Source organism: Rhizobium sp. PAMB 3174, assembly GCF_052908375.1.
In genome coordinates this window covers 3,021,591-3,039,014 of the sequence record NZ_CM128608.1, presented here as the reverse complement: position 1 = coordinate 3,039,014, position 17,424 = coordinate 3,021,591, and the positions used below count along the sequence as shown (strand labels likewise).

The following is a 17,424-nucleotide window of genomic DNA, read 5'->3' as shown; positions in this document are numbered from 1 at the left end:
GAGAACTTGATACGGCCTGACTTTGCGTCTACCGGTTCTTGGAATGCTATGTTCGGCAAGGCAAGGGTTTCTTCGTGACGGGATTGGATGCGGCGATCAGAAATGCGCTGGAGCGGGCGAACCGCTCCGATCCGCGCGTTCGAGCCAAGATTTATCAGTCGGCGCGCCGGGCGCTCGAATCCGGCCTGGAAAAGCAGGGCATCGATGACCCGGTGACGATTGCCGCGCAACGCGGCCGCCTGGAGCGAGTGATCGCCGCAATCGAGCAGGAAGAAGAGTTGCGGCCGGCTGAAGAGCCCGACGAGCCGACGCCGGAAGAGACCTATCCGCAAGCCGCACCCGAGCCGCAACCGGAACGCCCGGCGCCTGCCCGGCCGGCGCCGGCGAAGCCCGCTTATCCCGAGCCCGAAGTATCGCACGACGCCCCGCCCGCCGCGGACAAGGGCTGGTTCGACGCGCCTGCGCCGGGCACATCCCGGCGAACCCCGCCGCCGGTTGCCAACGATCTTTCCGCGCTCGGCGCGGCCGAAGCCCGCCCGATGGCAAGCGGCCGGTCGCCGCTGGCTGCGTCGCTCGATCTGCCCGCCACGCCGTCGGCCAAACCGCGCCGCAGCCGTGGCGTCTTCTCGCGCATCTTCATGTCGTCGGTCGCCGTCGCGTTCGTCGGCATCGGTCTCTGGTGGGCTGTCGATACCGGTCTTCTCGGCGGTGGTACGGCTGACGACGCGCCGCAAAGCCCGACGCCGCAGGTTGCGGACGAGGATTTCGACGGAACCGGCAAGCCGCAGACGGTCGGCATCCAGACCGGCTTCTCGTCCGAATGGATCGAACTCTTCACGCCGCAGAACATCTCCGTCCTGAACGCCCGACAGAACGCCACCATCGATCCGGTGGAAACCAGCGCCGGTCCGGCGATCCAGATGACCTCGACCAGCGCCGACGACGACGGCTCGGTGACGGTGACGATCCCGCCGGCGATCCTGAGAGCCATGGCCGGCAAGCGCTCGACGGTGGCGCTCACCTTCCAGTCCTCCTCGGAGAACAACGTGCAGGTGTCCGTGCAGTGCGATTTTTCCACGCTCGGCGGCTGTGGCCGGCATCGTTTCACAGTGGCGCAGGAAAAGACCGACACGCTGTTCCAGATCGAGTTCACCCGCTCGCTGACGCCGAACGCACCGGGCAAGCTGATCATCAATCCGGATCTCGCGGCCAAGGGCAACGGCATCAATCTCTATGCGGTGAGGCTGCTGCCCGGCCGGTGAGAGCCGCTACTTCAGGAAATCCGGGCCCTGGCCGAGGATCTTGTCGTCGATCTCGCCGATCACCTTCAGGTCGCGGCCGTCATAGTCCAGCGACAGCAGGATGTGGCGGGTCAGGTTGATGCGCGCGCGGCGCTTGTCGTTCGCCTTGACGATGGTCCATGGCGCATCCTTGGTGTGGGTCTCCTTCAGCATGCGGTCGCGCTTTTCGGTGTAATCGTCCCACTTCGACAGCGCGGCGATGTCCATCGGCGACAGTTTCCAGACCTTGAGCGGATCGTGGCGGCGGTCGTGGAAGCGCTTGATCTGCATTTCCTGGCCGATGTTCAGCCAGAACTTGAAGAAGAAGATGCCGTCGTCGACCAGCATCTCCTCGAAGCGTGGCACCTGCTTGAGAAAATGCTCGTATTGGTCCGGCGTGCAGAAGCCCATGACCGGCTCGACGCCGGCGCGATTGTACCAGGAGCGGTCGAACATCACGAACTCGCCGGTCGTCGGGAAATGCTCGACATAGCGCTGGAAATACCATTGCCCGCGTTCGATGTCGCTCGGTTTCGGCAGCGCCACGACCCGGGCGTAGCGGGGATTGAGATAGGCGCGGGTGGCGAAGATCGAGCCGCCCTTGCCGGCCGCATCACGCCCCTCGAAGACGGCCATCACGCGCTTGCCCTTCTCCTGCATCCAGAACTGCATCTTCACGAGCTCAACCTGCAGCGCTTCGAGCGTCTTCTCGTACTCGCCCTTGTCCATCTTCTCCTTGTAGGGAAAGTCGCCCGATTCGATTTCGTCCTTGTCGGCCCAGTCGGGCAGCTTGGGATCGTCGATGTCGAAGATGCGCTTCTTGCCGCCGACGGTCAGTTCCACAGCGCGGCTCTCCATTACATCGCTCATGGCGGTTCCTCTCCAAGGTGTTGATCGTTGTGAGAAAATCGATCGCCGCATGTGGCCATATCCTTGCGGCGAGTTCAAGATGCCTTGCAGATAGCCCTTGGCACCCGCTCTGGCGCGGACAAAAAACTTCTGTCATGAAAAAGGGATAACAAGGGCCTTCCGCACAATGAAGTGGAAGTGGGGAATGTTGCAGCGACCGGACCAACCAGAGACCAGAGAAGAGACCGCGAGCGTTGCGAACGTGCTTGCCGTGCGCCTGCGCCTGGCCGCCTGGCCTTTGCTGGTGCTCTCCTGCTTCGCCGTCCTGCTGGCGGTGATCAGCCCCGGCTGGCCTCTCGTTCTTATCCTGTGGTTGGCCGCCGCGGTCGCGCTTGTCGCCATGCCGGCCGGCCGCCGGCTGGATGAGGCCAAGGGCCATTCGGCGGAAGAACGGCGCAACTGGAGCGGCGACGTCCGCGGCGTTCGCGCCGCCTTGTCGGCAATCGACATGCCGCTCTTCCTGCTCGACCGCGACCTGACGGTCGTCTTTCAGAACGAGGCGGCGCTGAAGGCCTTTGGCGAGCTGACCGAAGGCGCGCATCTTTCCGCCCGCATCCGCTCGCCCGGTATTCTCGACATGGCGCGCGATACCGTGACGAGCGGGAAGGTCAACCAGACCGAACATTTCGAGCGCCTGCCGTCGGAGCGCAGCTTCATCGTCTGCGTCAAGCCGTTGATTGTTCCGGGCGAGGCGAGGCCCGGCCTCTTTCTTCTCTCCTTCCGCGATGTCTCCGAGTTGCGCCGTCTCGATCGCATGCGCTCCGATTTCGTCGCCAATGCCAGCCATGAGCTGCGGACGCCGCTCGCGTCGCTGCGCGGCTTCATCGAGACGATCCAGGGGCCGGCGAAGGACGATCCCAAGGCGCAGCAGCGCTTTCTCGGCATCATGCTGGAGCAGGCGACGCGGATGAGCCGGCTGATCGACGATCTGCTGTCGCTGTCGCGGTTGGAGTTGAAGTCGCATATCGCCCCCGACGCCAAGGTCGACCTCGTGCCGCTGCTCGGCCAGGTCACCGACGGGCTGAAGCCGTTGTCGGAGGAACTCGGCATCGACATCGTCCTGCACCTGCCGGAAAAACCTGTCGAGGTGATCGGCGATCGGGACGAACTCGTGCAGGTGTTCGAGAACCTGATTGAGAACGCCTGCAAGTATGGCCAGGAAGGCAAGCGGATCGATGTCTACCTCAGCGAAGGCGGTGGCAAGCCGACCGAGGTCAATGTCGTCGACTACGGGCCAGGGATTCCCGCCGAGCATGTGCCGCGCCTGACCGAACGCTTCTACCGGGTCAGCGTCGAGGATAGCCGGTCGAAGAAGGGCACTGGCCTGGGGCTGGCAATCGTCAAGCACATCCTCACGCGCCATCGCGCCAGGCTGCTTGTTTCCTCGGAAGTTGGCAAGGGCGCCAAGTTTACCGTCCGTTTTTGACATGTTGAAGGGCAGGTGATTTGTCTTTGAAAATAATATTGTTTATTTTCAATATCTTAAACTGTCACAAAACTTTCACTGAACTGACATAAAAGGGTGGCGCTGGAGCGGATATGACAAGCGGGCCGGGCGCCGGAAAGGTCAACAATCCAGCGCCGCAGACCAGGGGGATGAAGAAGCGTTCCTTGGGTTGCAGCGACGGAAAACGCCAAGCCGTCAACTGTTGTCCGGCCCCGACAGGCACCATTCGCGGTGCTTACAAGATCGAATTCCAAGAGGAGCGACCTCAATGAAAAACTTCTTCCGTCCAATGGCCTATGCCGTGGCAGTGGCTGCCTCCGCAGGCTTCATGTTCTCCGCCGCCCAGGCTGCCGACATCTCCGGCGCTGGCGCTACCTTCCCTTACCCGATCTACGCAAAGTGGGCTGACGCCTACAAGAAGGAAACCGGCATCGGCCTGAACTACCAGTCGATCGGTTCCGGCGGCGGTATCAAGCAGATCAAGGCGAAGACCGTCACCTTCGGTGCTTCCGACGCTCCGCTTTCCGGTGATGAGCTCAACGAAATCGGTCTCGCACAGTTCCCGATGGTCATGGGCGGTATCGTCCCGGTCGTCAACGTTGAAGGCCTCAAGCCGGGCGATCTGGTTCTCGACGGCGAAACCCTCGCCAAGATCTTCATGGGTGAAATCACCTCCTGGGACGACGAAGCCATCAAGAAGCTGAACCCGGACGTCACCCTGCCGTCGCAGGCGATCGCCGTCGTTCACCGTTCGGACGGTTCGGGCACCACCTACAACTTCACCTACTACCTCGCTGACGTTTCCGCCGACTGGAAGGAAAAGATCGGCGTGGACAAGGCTGTAGAATGGCCGGTCGGCATCGGCGCCAAGGGTAACGAAGGCGTTGCCAACAACGTTGCGCAGACCTCGGGCTCCATCGGCTACGTCGAGTATGCTTACGCCAAGCAGAACAAGATGACCTATGCCGACATGCTCAACAAGGACGGCAAGAAGGTTGCTCCGACGGCTGAAGCCTTCGCTGCTGCTGCCGCCAACGCTGACTGGAACTCGCAGCCGGGCTACGGCGTCATCCTCGCCAACCAGCCGGGCGCTGAATCCTGGCCGATGACGGCTGCTACCTGGATCCTCGTCTACAAGCAGCCGGAAGACGCTGCTGCGACCGGTTCGGCTCTGAAGTTCTTCGACTGGTCCTACAAGAACGGCGGCAAGATGGCCGACGAACTCGACTACGTCGCGATGCCGGAAAGCGTCGTCAAGAGCGTTGAGGAAATGTGGGCCAAGGACGTCGTCGGTTCTGACGGCAAGCCGCTCTACTCCGCAATGTAATGCATGAATGAAGAGGGGCGAGTTCTCGCCCCTCTTCTTCTTTCGGTTCCAGGCCTGCGAAGGGGAATAGCCGCATGTCGATGGCAGCAGTCACAGATCAACAAATGGCAGGTCGCCGCGAAAAGGTCGTCCGGCGCTTCGCTCTGACCGATGCGGTTTTCCATGCCGTTTCCCGCGCATCCGCTGTCATCGTCCTCCTTCTTCTCGGTGGTGTTGCGGCCTCGCTGTTCATCGGATCGTGGGACGCTCTTTCCAAGTTCGGCTTCTCCTTCCTTGTCACCGAAAGCTGGAACCCGGTGAAGGAAAACTTCGGCGCCGCTGCTCCGATCTACGGCACGATCGTCACTTCCGCGATCGCCATCCTGATCGCCGTGCCGATCGGCATTGGCATCGCCATCTTCCTGACCGAGCTCTGCCCGCGTCCGCTGCGCCGCCCGATCGGCATCGCCATCGAGCTACTCGCCGGCATTCCGTCGATCATCTACGGTATCTGGGGCCTGTTCGTTTTCGCACCGTTCATCCAGACGAAGGTTCAGCCCTTTGTAATCGATCTTTTCCACGACGTGCCGATCCTCTCCAGCCTTTTCGCCGGCCCGCCCTACGGCATCGGCCTGCTGACCTCCTCGCTGATCCTGGCGATCATGGTCCTGCCGTTCATCTCGTCGATCACCAAGGATGTGTTCGACACGGTGCCCTCGGTGCTGAAGGAATCCGCCTACGGCATCGGCTGCACCACCTGGGAAGTGATGAAGAACGTCGTCGTTCCCTATACCCGCGTTGGCATCATGGGCGGCGTCATGCTCGGCCTCGGCCGCGCTCTGGGCGAAACCATGGCCGTCACCTTCGTCATCGGCAACGCCCACCGCATCAGCGCCTCGCTCTTCGCACCGGGCACGACCATTTCGGCGACGATCGCCAACGAATTCACCGAAGCGGATGGCGAAATGTACACGTCCTCGCTGATCGCTCTCGGCCTTATCCTCTTCATCATTACCTTCATCATCCTTGCCATCGCGCGCTACATGCTGATGCGCATCGAGAGCAAGAAGGGAGCCTGACCGATGTCCTCGATCTATCCCCGTCGCAAGATCAAGAATACCGTGATGATGACGCTCTGCGTCGTCGCCGCCGGCATCGGCATCATCTGGCTTGCGCTCATTCTCGGCGCGCTGGTCTACAAGGGCGCCGCCGGTCTGAACCTGCAGGTCTTCACCGAAATGACTCCGCCTCCGGGTGAGGAGGGCGGTCTTCTGAACGCCATCGTCGGCAGCCTGATCGTGACCATCATCGCGATGTTCGTCGGCACGCCGATCGGCATCCTGGCCGGCACCTACATGGCCGAGTACGGCCGCTTCAGCAAGCTGACCATGGTCGTGCGCTTCATCAACGACATCCTGCTGTCGGCACCGTCCATTGTCGTCGGCCTGTTCATCTACGAGATCGTGGTGCGCCCGATGGGCCACTTCTCGGCGCTGGCCGGATCCTTCGCGCTCGCCGTGCTGGTCATCCCGGTGGTGCTGCGCACGACGGAGGACATGCTGAGCCTCGTGCCGAACGCGCTGCGTGAAGCCGGCACGGCGATCGGCGCACCGCGCTGGATCGTCATCCGCTCGGTCGCCTACCGCGCCGCCTCGTCGGGCATCGTCACGGGCATCCTGCTCGCCGTCGCCCGCATCTCCGGCGAAACGGCGCCGCTTCTATTTACCGCGCTCAACAACCAGTTCTGGAGTTCCAACCTCAATGCTCCGATGGCGAGCCTGCCGGTGACGATCTTCCAGTTTGCCCTCAGCCCCTATGAAGAATGGCAGCAATTGGCCTGGACCGGCGCATTGATCATAACCATGACCGTCTTGGGTTTGAGCGTAATTTCCCGTAGCCTGACCGGACGCAGAGAGGACAGATGAGCCAGATGCTTTCCCTAGACAAAGTCGCCCCACAGAAGGCCGCCGAAAAGACGAAGATCGAGATCAAGAATCTCAACTTCTACTATGGCAACAGCAAGGCCCTGAAGGACATCAGCCTGTCTCTGCCGGAGCGCAGCGTCACGGCCTTCATCGGTCCGTCGGGCTGTGGCAAGTCGACCCTGCTGCGTGTCCTGAACCGGATCTACGAGCTTTATCCGAAGCAGCGCGCCGAGGGCGAGGTGCTGATCGACGGCGAGAACATTCTCGACAAGTCGAAGGACCTGAACCTGCTGCGCACCAAGGTCGGCATGGTGTTCCAGAAGCCGACCCCGTTCCCGATGTCGATCTACGAGAACATCTCCTTCGGCATCCGCCTGTACGAGAATCTCAATAAGAGCGAGATGGACGAACGGGTGGAAGCTGCCCTGACCCGCGCCGCCCTGTGGAACGAGGTGAAGGACAAGCTGCATGCCAGCGGCCTCAGCCTGTCCGGCGGCCAGCAGCAGCGCCTCTGCATCGCCCGCACCGTTGCCGTCAAGCCGGAGATCATCCTGCTCGACGAACCGGCCTCCGCTCTCGACCCGCTCTCGACCGCCAAGATCGAGGAACTGATCGACGAGCTGCGCGCCGACTACACCATCGTCATCGTCACGCACAACATGCAGCAGGCTGCCCGCGTTTCGCGCCAGACCGCCTTCATGTATCTCGGCGAGCTGGTTGAATTCGACGAGACCGCGAAGATCTTCACGTCTCCGAAGGAAAGCCGCACGCAGGACTACGTCACCGGTCGCTTCGGCTGAGCCGCAGCCGCGCTGAAGCCTGCCTCAAGATATCAGGGAACACCAAAATGCCCTCGACACAACAGCATCTCATGTCGGCCTACGACGATGAATTGAAGTTCCTGCAGCGCCGGATCTCCGAAATGGGTGGTCTCGCCGAGCAGATGGTCAGCGAATCCGTGCAGGCGCTGGTCACCGGCGACCTGGCGCTTGCCCAGAAGCTGATCTCCGACGACGTCGTCCTCGACGTTGGCGAGCGCGAAATCGGCGACGCCGCCGTCGTCACCATCGCCCGTCGTCAGCCGGTTGCGGCAGACCTGCGCGAAATCATGGGTTCGATCCGCATCGCGGCCGACCTCGAACGCGTCGGCGACCTGGCCAAGAACATCGGCAAGCGCGTCATCGCCGTGCAGGGCACGGGTGTGCCGCGCAAGCTCGCCCGGGGCCTCGAGCATCTGTCCGAGCTTGCCTCGGTGCAGCTCAAGGAAGTGCTTGACGTCTATACCAGCCGCTCGGCGGAGAAGGCCAAGTCGATCCGCGACCGCGACGAGGAGATCGATGCCATCCACACCTCGCTGTTTCGCGAACTCTTGACCTACATGATGGAAGATCCGCGCAACATCACCACCTGCACGCATCTTCTCTTCTGCGCCAAGAACATCGAGCGCATTGGCGATCACGCGACGAACATCGCCGAAACGATCTACTACATGACGACCGGCAGCCAGCCGGAAGGCGAGCGTCCGAAGGACGACAACACGTCCACCATGGGCGTGACGTCCGAGTGACGGCTCGATAAGTTGGAGAACCGTGAATGGTCCCGAAAATAGCGGTTGTTGAAGACGAGGAAGCTCTGAGCGAGCTTCTTCGCTACAATCTGGAATCCGAGGGCTACGAGGTCGAGGCGATCATGCGCGGCGACGAGGCGGAAATCCGCCTCAAGGAGCGCGTGCCCGACCTTCTGCTTCTCGACTGGATGCTGCCGGGCGTTCCCGGCATCGAGCTTTGCCGTCGCCTGCGCATGCGCCCGGAAACGGAGCGCCTGCCGATCATCATGCTGACGGCACGTGGCGAGGAGAGCGAGCGGGTTCGCGGCCTTTCGACCGGCGCCGACGACTATGTCGTCAAGCCGTTCTCGATGCCTGAACTGATGGCTCGCGTCCGCGCAATGCTGCGGCGCGCGCATCCGGAAGTTCTCTCCGCCGTCCTTCGCTGCGGCGACATCGAGCTCGACCGCGAGACGCATCGCGTCCACCGCAAGAGTCGTGAGGTCCGCCTCGGCCCGACCGAGTTCCGGCTTCTGGAGTTCCTGATGGCCTCTCCGGGCCGCGTGTTTTCGCGCTCGCAGCTGCTGGATGGGGTCTGGGGCCATGACATTTATGTCGACGAGCGTACGGTCGACGTGCACGTCGGACGTCTGCGCAAGGCGCTGAACTTCTCCAACATGCAGGACGTCATCCGCACCGTTCGCGGCGCCGGCTACTCGATGGAAGTCTGAGCTTCGGCCAGTCCGTACCTCGGAGTTTTTGAGAACCCCGCCCATTGTCGGCGGGGTTTTTCATTTGGCCTAAAGTGCGGATACGGAAACGAAAAACGGGCCCCGAAGGCCCGTTCATCATGGTCAGTCGATTGACGCTGCAGCTATCAGTTCGCGGCCGCCGCGCGACGACGGTCGCTGCTGGTCGGCTGATAGGCGAGGCGGGCGTGATAGTTGCAGTAGGGCGACGTGTCCGGGGACTCGCAGCCGCAGAAGTGGAAGTCGTCCTGCAGCGGATCGCCGACCGGCCACTTGCAGGTGCGCTCGGTCAGTTCGGTCAGGGCCAGGCGGCGGGAGATCGGCACGACGACGTTCGACGCAGGAACGTATCGGAGTTCCTGGATCGCGTTGATCTCGACTTCTTCCTTCAGAGCCGTGGCGCCGGCCGTACGGGTGACGGAGCGGGTCGTGACGCGGGCCGCGTAGTTCGGAGCCTTCGGGGCGGTGACGGCTCTCTTGACCGTGCGCGCAGCCGAGGATGCGCCGCCGGACTTGGCGCGTCCGGGAAGATTGAGACGGTGAACCTTGCCGATGACGGCATTGCGGCTGACGCCACCGAGTTGTGCGGCGATCTGGCTGGCGCTCAGCCCATCCGCCCACAATTTCTTAAGCTTTTCAACGCGTTCGTCTGTCCAATTCATTGGGTCTTCTCCGCCTGCAGTCCAATGCATGGCAGAATCCTTCACCGTGTCCCGAATTCCTCCGGGACGGAGTACGCCTCTTGTACTGCCGGGTGACTTTTTTCCGCCAAGCGCAAATTCTTAATGCACGTTTAACCTAGTGCCAGCCTGACTCCGTGACAAGAGTCGCCGGAATCATCGTGATTCGATTTCGCAGTTTTCCCCAACTTGCTTCTTTTCACTTTTTTGCCTGGCGATGGATGCGAGGCCATCCTTCGAATTTGATGCGGCCGCCGCGATCGCCTGATTTTACAGGTGATTTGTTGACATCGGCGACCTATATGATGATAGTGCGGCAACCGCCCAAAAGGCGGTCTTTTTTATTTGTGCCCAGCCAACAAAGCCCAGGAAAGGTCAGCGCCATGGCTCAGAACGGTCCGCTCTACGATACCTATGCAAGAGCACCTCTGCGCTTCGAGCGAGGCGAGGGGATTTGGCTCGTCACCGAGGACGGCCAGCGCTACATCGACTTCGCCGCCGGCGTTGCCGTGAATTCGCTTGGCCATGCGCATCCGCATCTGGTCGAGGCGCTGACGACGCAGGCCGGCAAGGTCTGGCACCTGTCGAACGTCTACGAGAACCCCGGCCAGGAAAAGATGGCCGCGCGCCTCTCCGCTGCGACCTTTGCCGAAAAGGTGTTCTTCACCAATTCGGGCGCCGAAGCGCTGGAATGCGCCATCAAGACGGCCCGGCGCTACCAGTATGCCAACGGGCATCCGGACAAGTTCCACATCATCACCTTCGAGGGCGCGTTCCATGGCCGTACGCTCGGCACGATCGCGGCCGGCGGCAACGCGAAATATCTCGAAGGTTTTGGCCCGAAGGCGCCCGGCTTCGACCAGGTGCCGTTCGGTGACCTCGATGCCGTCAAGGCTGCGATCACGGACGCGACCGCGGCCATCCTCGTCGAGCCCGTGCAGGGCGAGGGCGGTGTCCGTCCGGCGTCCAAGGAATTCCTGCAGGCTTTGCGTGCTATTTGCGACGAGCACGACCTGCTGCTGATTTTCGACGAGGTGCAGACCGGCGTCGGCCGCACCGGCAAGCTCTTCGCCTATGAGTGGGCCGGCATCACGCCGGACATCATGGCGATCGCCAAGGGTATCGGCGGCGGCTTTCCGTTCGGCGCCTGCCTTGCGACGGCGGAAGCCGCTTCGGGCATGGTCGCTGGCACGCATGGCTCGACCTATGGCGGCAACCCGCTGGCCATGGCCGTCGGCAATGCCGTCCTGGACGTCATCCTCGCCGATGGCTTCCTGGAACATGTGCGCGACGTGGCACTCGTCTTCCGCCAGGGGCTCGCTTCCCTGAAGGATCGCTATCCCGATGTCATCGAGGATTTCCGCGGCGAAGGCCTGATGCTTGGCATCAAGGCAAAGATCCCGTCCGCGGAGCTGCTTGCCGCAATGCGCGAGCAGCATGTTCTCGGCGTGCTTGCGGGCGACAATGTCGTGCGCCTGCTGCCGCCGCTTATCGTCAGCGCGGAAGAAGCCCGCGAAGGACTGGCGCGCATCGAGCGTGCCGCCGAGGCGCTTCATTCCGCTCATATCAAGAAGTCCGCCTGAGGCGGCCAAGCGAATTCTGACAGGTTATCATGGCAGCTCCCAAGCATTTTCTCGATCTTTCCGCGGTCTCCTCGGAGGAACTCAGGGGTATTCTGAACGACGCACGCACGCGCAAGGTGGCGACGAAGGACGGAACGGCTGACAAGCCGCTTGCCGGCAAGATGCTGGCGATGATCTTCGAGAAGCCGTCCACCCGCACGCGCGTCTCCTTCGATGTCGGCATGCGCCAGCTCGGCGGCGAGACGCTCTTCCTGTCGGGAACCGAAATGCAGCTCGGCCGCGCCGAGACGATCGGCGACACGGCAAAGGTACTGTCGCGCTATGTCGACGCCATCATGATCCGCACCACCGACCACAAGCGCCTGCTCGAGCTTGCCGAGCATGCGACGGTGCCGGTGATCAACGGCCTGACGGACGACACGCATCCCTGCCAGATCATGGCCGACCTGCTCACCTTCGAGGAGCACAAGGGGCCGGTCGCCGGCAAGACCATCGCCTGGACCGGCGACGGCAACAACGTGCTGCATTCCTTCGTGGAAGGTGCTGCCCGCTTCGGCTACCGCATGAACATGGCCGTGCCGCTGGGCTCCGAACCGCACGACAAGTTCCTGAACTGGGCGCGCAACGAAGGCGCCGAAATCATGCTCTGCCACGACGCCGAGAAGGCCGTGTCGGGCGCCGACTGCGTCGTCACCGACACCTGGGTCTCGATGAACCAGGAGCACAAGGCACGCGGCCACAACATCTTCCAGCCCTTCCAGGTCAACAAGCAGCTGATGGGCCGGGCGAAGGACGATGCGTTGTTCATGCATTGCCTGCCGGCGCATCGTGGCGAGGAAGTGACCGACGACGTGATCGACGGACCGCAGTCTGTTGTCTTCGATGAGGCGGAAAACCGCCTGCATGCGCAGAAGTCCATTCTGGCCTGGTGCCTCGGGGCCATCTGATACGGCGCCGCCTCGTTTCGCGCGCCGAAACTTAAGGAGTATCCGCCATGGCGGAAGAAACCACCAAGCTCGGCGAATTCGGATTCGCCGGTGATGATCACGTTGTGCCTTTCCAGGTGGAAGGGCTCGACGTTCGTGGCCGCGCCGTCCAGCTCGGCCCGATGCTCGACGCCATTCTGGGCCGCCATGACTACCCCGTGCCGGTTGCCCGGCTTCTGGCGGAAGTCATCACGCTCACCGTGCTCATCGGCACGTCGCTGAAGTTTGAAGGCAAGTTCACCGTCCAGACGAAGAGCGACGGCCCGGTCGACCTGCTCGTCGCCGATTTTTCGACGCCCGACAGCATGCGCGCCTATGCCCGTTTCGACGAGGAGGCCCTTGAGCTTGCCATCAGCGAAGGCATGGCCGAACCCGAGCAGCTGCTCGGCACGGGCGTCCTCGCCTTCACCATCGACCAGGGGCGCTTCAGCCAGCCCTATCAGGGCATCGTCGCGCTCGACGGCGCATCGCTCGAGGAAATCGCCGGCACCTATTTCCGCCAGTCGGAACAGATCCCGACGCATATGCGGCTTGCCGCGGCCGAGCTCTACGATCGGGACGAGGACGGCAAGGCCCGGCATACCTGGCGGGCCGGTGGCCTCATCGTTCAGTTCCTGCCCGAAGCGCCGGAGCGCATGCGCCAGCCGGATCTTCCGGGTGGTGATGGCGACGACAATGCCTTGCCGATGTTCGAAGACGATGCCTGGATGGAGGCCCGCACGCTCGCCGAAACGATCGATGCGGACGAATTGACCGATCCGCAGGTCGGCTCGGAGCGGCTGCTGTTCCGGCTGTTCCACGAACGCGGCGTGCGGGTCTTCGAGCCCCAGCCGGTATTCGATCGCTGCTCCTGTTCGCGCGAGAAGATCGGTGGCGTGCTGAAGGGCTTCTCGGCAGAGGAGATCCTGGCGAGCGAGGAAGACGGCAAGATCGCGGTCACCTGCGAGTTTTGTTCGACGACTTATGTGTTCGACGCCAACGAGGTGATCGAATAAGGCCGGTCTGCTGCTGCTTCGGGGTTTCTTGGCCGAGAACGTCGGGCCGCGCGGGCGGGAGGTGCGCTGCCTGCGACATAATATTTCTTGATAAATGATCTCATGATATTAAGGCTGCAGCAAATCTGATGGCCCGGCAACCTGCCGACCATCGCCAACGATCCGGAGTTGACCCGATGAAGGAACGCATGACCATCGCCGTGGCCGCCATTGCCATTCTGGCCGGTACGGCCTTTAGCGCCGCGACAGCCGCTGACGTCAAGACCTACGAGATCACCTTGAGCAGCGAGAGCTTCAGCCCTCAGCAGATCAGCGCGAAGGCAGGCGAACCGTTCCGCATCAAGCTGCATAACAAGACGGAATTGCCGGTCGAGCTGGAGTCGGGGGCGCTCGGCTTTGAAAAGATCGTCGAAAGCGGCCATGACATCGTGGTGAACGTGCGGGCGCAGGAGCCTGGCACCTATGACTTCTTCGATGACTTCCATCCCAAACAGTATGTCGGCCACGTCGTCGTCGAATAATGTGACGGAGGAAGAGGCATGCTGGGCGCACTGGTCATTGTTTTCCGCGAGATTTTTGAAGCCGGCCTGATCGTCGGCATCGTGCTGGCCGCAACCCGGTTGGTTGCCGGCAGCCGCTGGTGGATCGCCGCCGGTGTTGCCGGAGGCATCGCCGGAAGCGTGGTGCTGGCCGCCTTTGCCGGCGTCGTCTCCGAATGGGCGGACGGCTTCGGGCAGGAACTCTTCAACGCCGGCATCCTGGCGATCGCCGCCGTCATGCTGATCTGGCACAATCTCTGGATGGCGCATCACGGACGTGAACTCGCCGCCGATCTCGCCGCCACCGGCAAGGCGGTCAGCGACGGGCAGCGTTCGCTGGCAGCGCTTGCGCTGGTCGTCGGCATCGCTGTCCTGCGCGAAGGCGCCGAAATCGCGCTCTTCATGTACGGCATCATCCTCGCCGGAGGCGACAGCTGGTCGTCGCTGGCGCTCGGATCGGCACTCGGCCTCGTTCTCGGAGCCGGCGTCTCGGCGCTCACCTATTTCGGTCTCGTGAAGATTCCGATGCGTCACCTGTTCTCGGTGACGAGCGTTCTCATCACCTTCCTCGCCGCCAGCATGGCGTCGCAGTCGGCAGCCTATCTGGAACGCGCAGGCAAGATCGACTGGCTGTCCGCTACTGCGTGGGACACCTCCTGGCTTCTCGAGGAAGGCAGCATTCCGGGCCGCCTGATGCACACCATGTTCGGCTATTCCCAGCAGCCGAGCGAGTTCCAGGTCCTGGTCTATGTCGTGACGCTAATTGCGGTCGTCGTCGCCACCCGCACGCTGGCAGCCCGTGGGCACCAGCCTGCCAGACATGCGAATGCTGGATAGTCCATCCCGGCTGGAGGCCGGAGCAATCAGCTCTGTCAGTTGAGGGTGCGGGTCATGTCCGGCGTGTCGAGCGAGAAGGCCGGAATGTCGACCTCGAACAGTTCGCCCTCGTCCGTCGACATCTGGTAGTGGCCGAACATAACGCCGGACGGAGTGTCGAGCGGGCAGCCCGATGAGTATTCATAGGAATCGCCCGGCGACAGCCGCGGCTGTTCGCCGACCACGCCTGGGCCGCGCACTTCATCGACCTGGCCGTTCTGGTCCGTGATGTGCCAGTAGCGGCTGATCAGCCGGACGGATATGTCGGAATTGTTGGAAATGACGATCCGGTAACCCCAGACATAGCGGCTGTCTTCCGGATCGGACTGTTCCTCCAGATAGTAGGGCTCCACCACAACTTCTATGTCCCGTGTCAGCGCGCGATACATACCGGACACCTTCCTTAAGATTTCATAAACGATATCGTATAGCCTGCCGGTTGCGTCAAGCCGGATGCCCGTACTCAAGTATTAAAAACCAGAAATGAACGCGGTTTTTGCCGTTAATCATAATAGGTTAGGTTAATATGTGCGTGCTCGCCGGCAAGCCGGTTTTCGGGGTGCGGATGAATAAGGCAAGGGGAGGGAGGCGCATGCTCGACGGTGCAATCAGAAAGCGCATCGATCCGCATCTGCGGCAGACGGGCGAATGGCTCGCGGAACGGGGCGTCGGTGCTGACACCATGACGTTGATCGCTTGCGGCCTGGGCCTCCTCTCGGCGGCCCTTGTTGCCTCCGGCCACGGCTGGCTGGCTCTACCGTTTCTGCTTGCCAGCCGGCTTGGAGACGGTCTTGACGGCGCCATTGCCCGTGCAACGCGCAAGACTGATTTCGGCGGCTTTCTCGATATCGTCCTGGACTTCGTGTTTTACGGCGCCGTCCCTCTCGCCTTCGTCATCGCCGACCCGGCGCGAAACGGCATTGCCGGCGCCGTCCTTCTGTTTGCCTTCTATGTGAACGGATCGAGCTTCCTCGCCTTCGCCGTCATGGCCGAAAAGCGCCGGCTGACGACCGATGCGCGCGGTGAAAAATCGTTCTATTTCACAACGGGACTGGCGGAAGCGACGGAGACGATCGCCGTCTTTGCGATTGCCTGCCTTTGTCCGGACTGGTTCTGGTGGCTGGCCTATCTCTTCGCGGCGCTCACGCTTTATACCGCTGCCGCCCGCATCCTCTTTGCCAGGCGCATCATGCGGGAGGAACGACCGGGGCGTGAGTGACGCCCCGGCGGTCTGATATGTGGGTCAGTATTTGACCTTGTCGAGCGCCTGTTCGAGATCGGCGACCAGGTCGCCGCCGTCCTCGATGCCGAGCGAAAGGCGCACGGTGCCCGGCGAAATGCCGAGTTCGGCCCGGGCTTCGTCGGTGAGGTTCTTGTGCGTCGTCGTCGCCGGATGGGTGATCAGGCTTCTGGTGTCGCCGAGATTGTTGGAAATCTTGATGATCTGCAGGGCATCCTGCATCGCGAACGCCGCTTCCTTGCCGCCCTTCAGCTCGAGGCAGACGAGCGTGGAGCCGGCCTTCATCTGCTTTGCAATGATATCGGCCTGCGGATGGTCCTTGCGGCCGGGATAGATGACCTTGGCGACGGCCTTGTGTTCGGCGAGGAAGTCGGCGGCTTTTGCAGCATTCTCCGTCTGCTGCTTCACGCGCAGCGGCAAGGTTTCCAGACCTTTCAGCAGCACCCAGGCATTGAACGGCGACATCGCCGGCCCGGTGTGGCGGAAGTAGTCGTGCAGGTTCTCGTCGATCCACTTCTTGGAGGACAGTACGATGCCGCCGAGGCAGCGGCCCTGGCCGTCGATGTGCTTGGTGGCCGAGTAGACGACGACATCGGCGCCGAGTTCGAACGGCTTCTGGAAGAGCGGCGTGGCAAAAACGTTGTCGACGATCAGCGTGGCGCCGACCTGCTTGGCGAGCTTCGAGACGCCGGCAATGTCGACGACTTCCAGCGTCGGGTTCGTCGGGCTTTCCAGGAAGAAGACCTTGGTGTTGGGGCGAACGGCGGCTTCCCAGTTGGCGATGTCGCGACCGTCGACCAGCGTGCAGGTCACGCCGTATTTCGGTGCCAGCGTCTCGATGATCCAGCGGTTGGAGCCGAACAGCGCGCGGGCCGCGACGATGTGGTCGCCGGCCTTGACCTGGCAGAGGATGGAGGACGAAATGGCGGCCATCCCTGATGCGGTGGCGCGCGCGTCTTCGGCGCCTTCCATCATGCACATGCGCTTTTCGAACATGTCGTTGGTCGGGCTGCCGTAGCGGGCGTAGATATAGCCTTCGGTCTCGCCCTTGAAACGGGCCTCGGCCGATGCCGAGTTCTCATAAAGGAAGCCCTGCGTCAGGAAGATCGATTCCGACATTTCGCCGAACTGCGACCGGATTGAGCCGCCGTGAACGAGTTGGGTTGCCGGTTGCCAATTCTTGCTCATGCCATGATCACTTTCCAAAACAAAAAAACCGGCCGCAAAAGCAGACCGGTTTCAACCCGGTCTTTTTAGCCACTTGTTTAACGTGGCTGCAAGCCGACCGGCCAAATCACCACGGGATAAGGAGCCAAATACTCCCCATCACCGCTTGCGTCAATTCCTCGAGTTTGGTTTTGTG

Annotated in this window: 18 protein-coding genes and 1 riboswitch; of the genes, 14 read left to right on the top strand and 4 right to left on the bottom strand. The window is 62.2% G+C overall.

Features of this window, described 5'->3' with window-relative positions; translation table 11 throughout:
• The first annotated feature begins 74 nt into the window (after positions 1 to 74).
• Entirely contained in the window at positions 75 to 1,262 is a 1,188-nt protein-coding gene (locus ACU5AY_RS14590; protein WP_446826751.1) for a hypothetical protein, read from the top strand.
• 6 nt (positions 1,263 to 1,268) lie between these two features.
• Here the strand turns inward: ACU5AY_RS14590 and ppk2 are convergent, their stop codons facing one another.
• A complete protein-coding gene (gene ppk2 / locus ACU5AY_RS14585; protein WP_446826750.1) occupies positions 1,269 to 2,150 on the bottom strand; it encodes a polyphosphate kinase 2 in 882 nt (293 codons plus the stop codon).
• 184 nt (positions 2,151 to 2,334) lie between these two features.
• On the opposite strand from ppk2, the gene phoR reads away from it, so the two are divergent.
• The 7 genes from phoR to phoB all read left to right on the top strand — a co-directional run bounded on the left by phoR (position 2,335) and on the right by phoB (position 9,144).
• Positions 2,335 to 3,615, top strand: coding sequence for a phosphate regulon sensor histidine kinase PhoR (gene phoR / locus ACU5AY_RS14580; protein ID WP_446826749.1), 1,281 nt, complete (start codon positions 2,335 to 2,337; stop codon positions 3,613 to 3,615).
• Positions 3,616 to 3,904: 289 nt separating this feature from the next.
• Complete coding sequence (gene pstS, locus ACU5AY_RS14575) at positions 3,905 to 4,963, top strand: phosphate ABC transporter substrate-binding protein PstS (RefSeq protein ID WP_446826748.1); 1,059 nt, start codon at positions 3,905 to 3,907, stop codon at positions 4,961 to 4,963.
• A gap of 104 nt (positions 4,964 to 5,067) precedes the next feature.
• A complete protein-coding gene (gene pstC / locus ACU5AY_RS14570) occupies positions 5,068 to 6,021 on the top strand; it encodes a phosphate ABC transporter permease subunit PstC (RefSeq protein ID WP_446825417.1) in 954 nt (317 codons plus the stop codon).
• A 3-nt stretch (positions 6,022 to 6,024) separates the two neighbouring features.
• Positions 6,025 to 6,867, top strand: a complete 843-nt coding sequence (pstA, locus tag ACU5AY_RS14565) for a phosphate ABC transporter permease PstA (RefSeq protein WP_446825416.1) — start codon at positions 6,025 to 6,027, stop codon at positions 6,865 to 6,867.
• Positions 6,864 to 7,667 (top strand): phosphate ABC transporter ATP-binding protein PstB, encoded by an 804-nt coding sequence (gene pstB / locus ACU5AY_RS14560; protein WP_446825415.1) that lies wholly within the window; start codon positions 6,864 to 6,866, stop codon positions 7,665 to 7,667. Before pstA ends, pstB begins: the two co-directional genes overlap by 4 nt.
• A 47-nt stretch (positions 7,668 to 7,714) precedes the next feature.
• Entirely contained in the window at positions 7,715 to 8,434 is a 720-nt protein-coding gene (gene phoU / locus ACU5AY_RS14555; protein WP_446825414.1) for a phosphate signaling complex protein PhoU, read from the top strand.
• A gap of 26 nt (positions 8,435 to 8,460) precedes the next feature.
• The gene (gene phoB, locus ACU5AY_RS14550; protein ID WP_261931294.1) at positions 8,461 to 9,144 is read left to right on the top strand and encodes a phosphate regulon transcriptional regulator PhoB; all 684 of its coding nucleotides are present in this window, start codon (positions 8,461 to 8,463) and stop codon (positions 9,142 to 9,144) included.
• Positions 9,145 to 9,290: 146 nt separating this feature from the next.
• Here the strand turns inward: phoB and ACU5AY_RS14545 are convergent, their stop codons facing one another.
• Entirely contained in the window at positions 9,291 to 9,824 is a 534-nt protein-coding gene (locus ACU5AY_RS14545; RefSeq protein ID WP_446826747.1) for a GcrA family cell cycle regulator, read from the bottom strand.
• Positions 9,825 to 10,225: 401 nt separating this feature from the next.
• On the opposite strand from ACU5AY_RS14545, the gene ACU5AY_RS14540 reads away from it, so the two are divergent.
• From ACU5AY_RS14540 to ACU5AY_RS14520, 5 genes are all read left to right on the top strand, one after another.
• Entirely contained in the window at positions 10,226 to 11,425 is a 1,200-nt protein-coding gene (locus ACU5AY_RS14540; RefSeq protein ID WP_446826746.1) for an acetylornithine transaminase, read from the top strand.
• A gap of 29 nt (positions 11,426 to 11,454) precedes the next feature.
• On the top strand, positions 11,455 to 12,372 hold the full coding sequence (gene argF / locus ACU5AY_RS14535; protein WP_446825411.1) for an ornithine carbamoyltransferase: 918 nt from the start codon (positions 11,455 to 11,457) through the stop codon (positions 12,370 to 12,372).
• 47 nt (positions 12,373 to 12,419) lie between these two features.
• Complete coding sequence (locus ACU5AY_RS14530) at positions 12,420 to 13,406, top strand: Hsp33 family molecular chaperone (protein WP_446825410.1); 987 nt, start codon at positions 12,420 to 12,422, stop codon at positions 13,404 to 13,406.
• Between the two features lie 176 nt (positions 13,407 to 13,582).
• Positions 13,583 to 13,927 (top strand): cupredoxin domain-containing protein, encoded by a 345-nt coding sequence (locus ACU5AY_RS14525; RefSeq protein ID WP_446825409.1) that lies wholly within the window; start codon positions 13,583 to 13,585, stop codon positions 13,925 to 13,927.
• A gap of 18 nt (positions 13,928 to 13,945) precedes the next feature.
• Positions 13,946 to 14,782, top strand: coding sequence for an FTR1 family iron permease (locus ACU5AY_RS14520; RefSeq protein WP_446826745.1), 837 nt, complete (start codon positions 13,946 to 13,948; stop codon positions 14,780 to 14,782).
• 35 nt (positions 14,783 to 14,817) lie between these two features.
• Here ACU5AY_RS14520 and apaG read toward each other — a convergent pair whose 3' ends face one another.
• Positions 14,818 to 15,210: a Co2+/Mg2+ efflux protein ApaG gene (gene apaG, locus ACU5AY_RS14515; RefSeq protein ID WP_446825407.1), complete on the bottom strand. Its 393-nt coding sequence runs from the start codon at positions 15,208 to 15,210 to the stop codon at positions 14,818 to 14,820.
• A gap of 203 nt (positions 15,211 to 15,413) precedes the next feature.
• On the opposite strand from apaG, the gene ACU5AY_RS14510 reads away from it, so the two are divergent.
• Entirely contained in the window at positions 15,414 to 16,040 is a 627-nt protein-coding gene (locus ACU5AY_RS14510) for a CDP-alcohol phosphatidyltransferase family protein (RefSeq protein ID WP_446826744.1), read from the top strand.
• Between the two features lie 24 nt (positions 16,041 to 16,064).
• Here the strand turns inward: ACU5AY_RS14510 and ACU5AY_RS14505 are convergent, their stop codons facing one another.
• Positions 16,065 to 17,249 carry an O-succinylhomoserine sulfhydrylase gene (locus tag ACU5AY_RS14505; protein WP_446826743.1) on the bottom strand — a complete coding sequence of 395 codons (1,185 nt, stop codon included), beginning with the start codon at positions 17,247 to 17,249 and terminating at the stop codon, positions 16,065 to 16,067.
• Positions 17,250 to 17,293: 44 nt separating this feature from the next.
• Positions 17,294 to 17,372, bottom strand: a riboswitch (SAM riboswitch).
• Positions 17,373 to 17,424 lie beyond the last annotated feature (52 nt).

Bases quoted from the DNA above. Each gene is read 5' to 3' on its own strand.
- phoU (WP_446825414.1), top strand. From the start codon at position 7,715: ATGCCCTCGACACAACAGCATCTCATGTCGGCCTACGACGATGAATTG.
- ACU5AY_RS14530 (WP_446825410.1), top strand. From the start codon at position 12,420: ATGGCGGAAGAAACCACCAAGCTCGGCGAATTCGGATTCGCCGGTGAT.
- ACU5AY_RS14540 (WP_446826746.1), top strand. From the start codon at position 10,226: ATGGCTCAGAACGGTCCGCTCTACGATACCTATGCAAGAGCACCTCTG.
- pstB (WP_446825415.1), top strand. From the start codon at position 6,864: ATGAGCCAGATGCTTTCCCTAGACAAAGTCGCCCCACAGAAGGCCGCC.
- ACU5AY_RS14510 (WP_446826744.1), top strand. From the start codon at position 15,414: ATGCTCGACGGTGCAATCAGAAAGCGCATCGATCCGCATCTGCGGCAG.
- ppk2 (WP_446826750.1), bottom strand. From the start codon at position 2,150: ATGAGCGATGTAATGGAGAGCCGCGCTGTGGAACTGACCGTCGGCGGC.
- ACU5AY_RS14505 (WP_446826743.1), bottom strand. From the start codon at position 17,249: ATGAGCAAGAATTGGCAACCGGCAACCCAACTCGTTCACGGCGGCTCA.
- pstA (WP_446825416.1), top strand. From the start codon at position 6,025: ATGTCCTCGATCTATCCCCGTCGCAAGATCAAGAATACCGTGATGATG.
- argF (WP_446825411.1), top strand. From the start codon at position 11,455: ATGGCAGCTCCCAAGCATTTTCTCGATCTTTCCGCGGTCTCCTCGGAG.
- apaG (WP_446825407.1), bottom strand. From the start codon at position 15,210: ATGTATCGCGCGCTGACACGGGACATAGAAGTTGTGGTGGAGCCCTAC.
- phoR (WP_446826749.1), top strand. From the start codon at position 2,335: ATGTTGCAGCGACCGGACCAACCAGAGACCAGAGAAGAGACCGCGAGC.
- phoB (WP_261931294.1), top strand. From the start codon at position 8,461: ATGGTCCCGAAAATAGCGGTTGTTGAAGACGAGGAAGCTCTGAGCGAG.
- ACU5AY_RS14545 (WP_446826747.1), bottom strand. From the start codon at position 9,824: ATGAATTGGACAGACGAACGCGTTGAAAAGCTTAAGAAATTGTGGGCG.
- pstS (WP_446826748.1), top strand. From the start codon at position 3,905: ATGAAAAACTTCTTCCGTCCAATGGCCTATGCCGTGGCAGTGGCTGCC.
- ACU5AY_RS14520 (WP_446826745.1), top strand. From the start codon at position 13,946: ATGCTGGGCGCACTGGTCATTGTTTTCCGCGAGATTTTTGAAGCCGGC.
- ACU5AY_RS14525 (WP_446825409.1), top strand. From the start codon at position 13,583: ATGAAGGAACGCATGACCATCGCCGTGGCCGCCATTGCCATTCTGGCC.
- pstC (WP_446825417.1), top strand. From the start codon at position 5,068: ATGGCAGGTCGCCGCGAAAAGGTCGTCCGGCGCTTCGCTCTGACCGAT.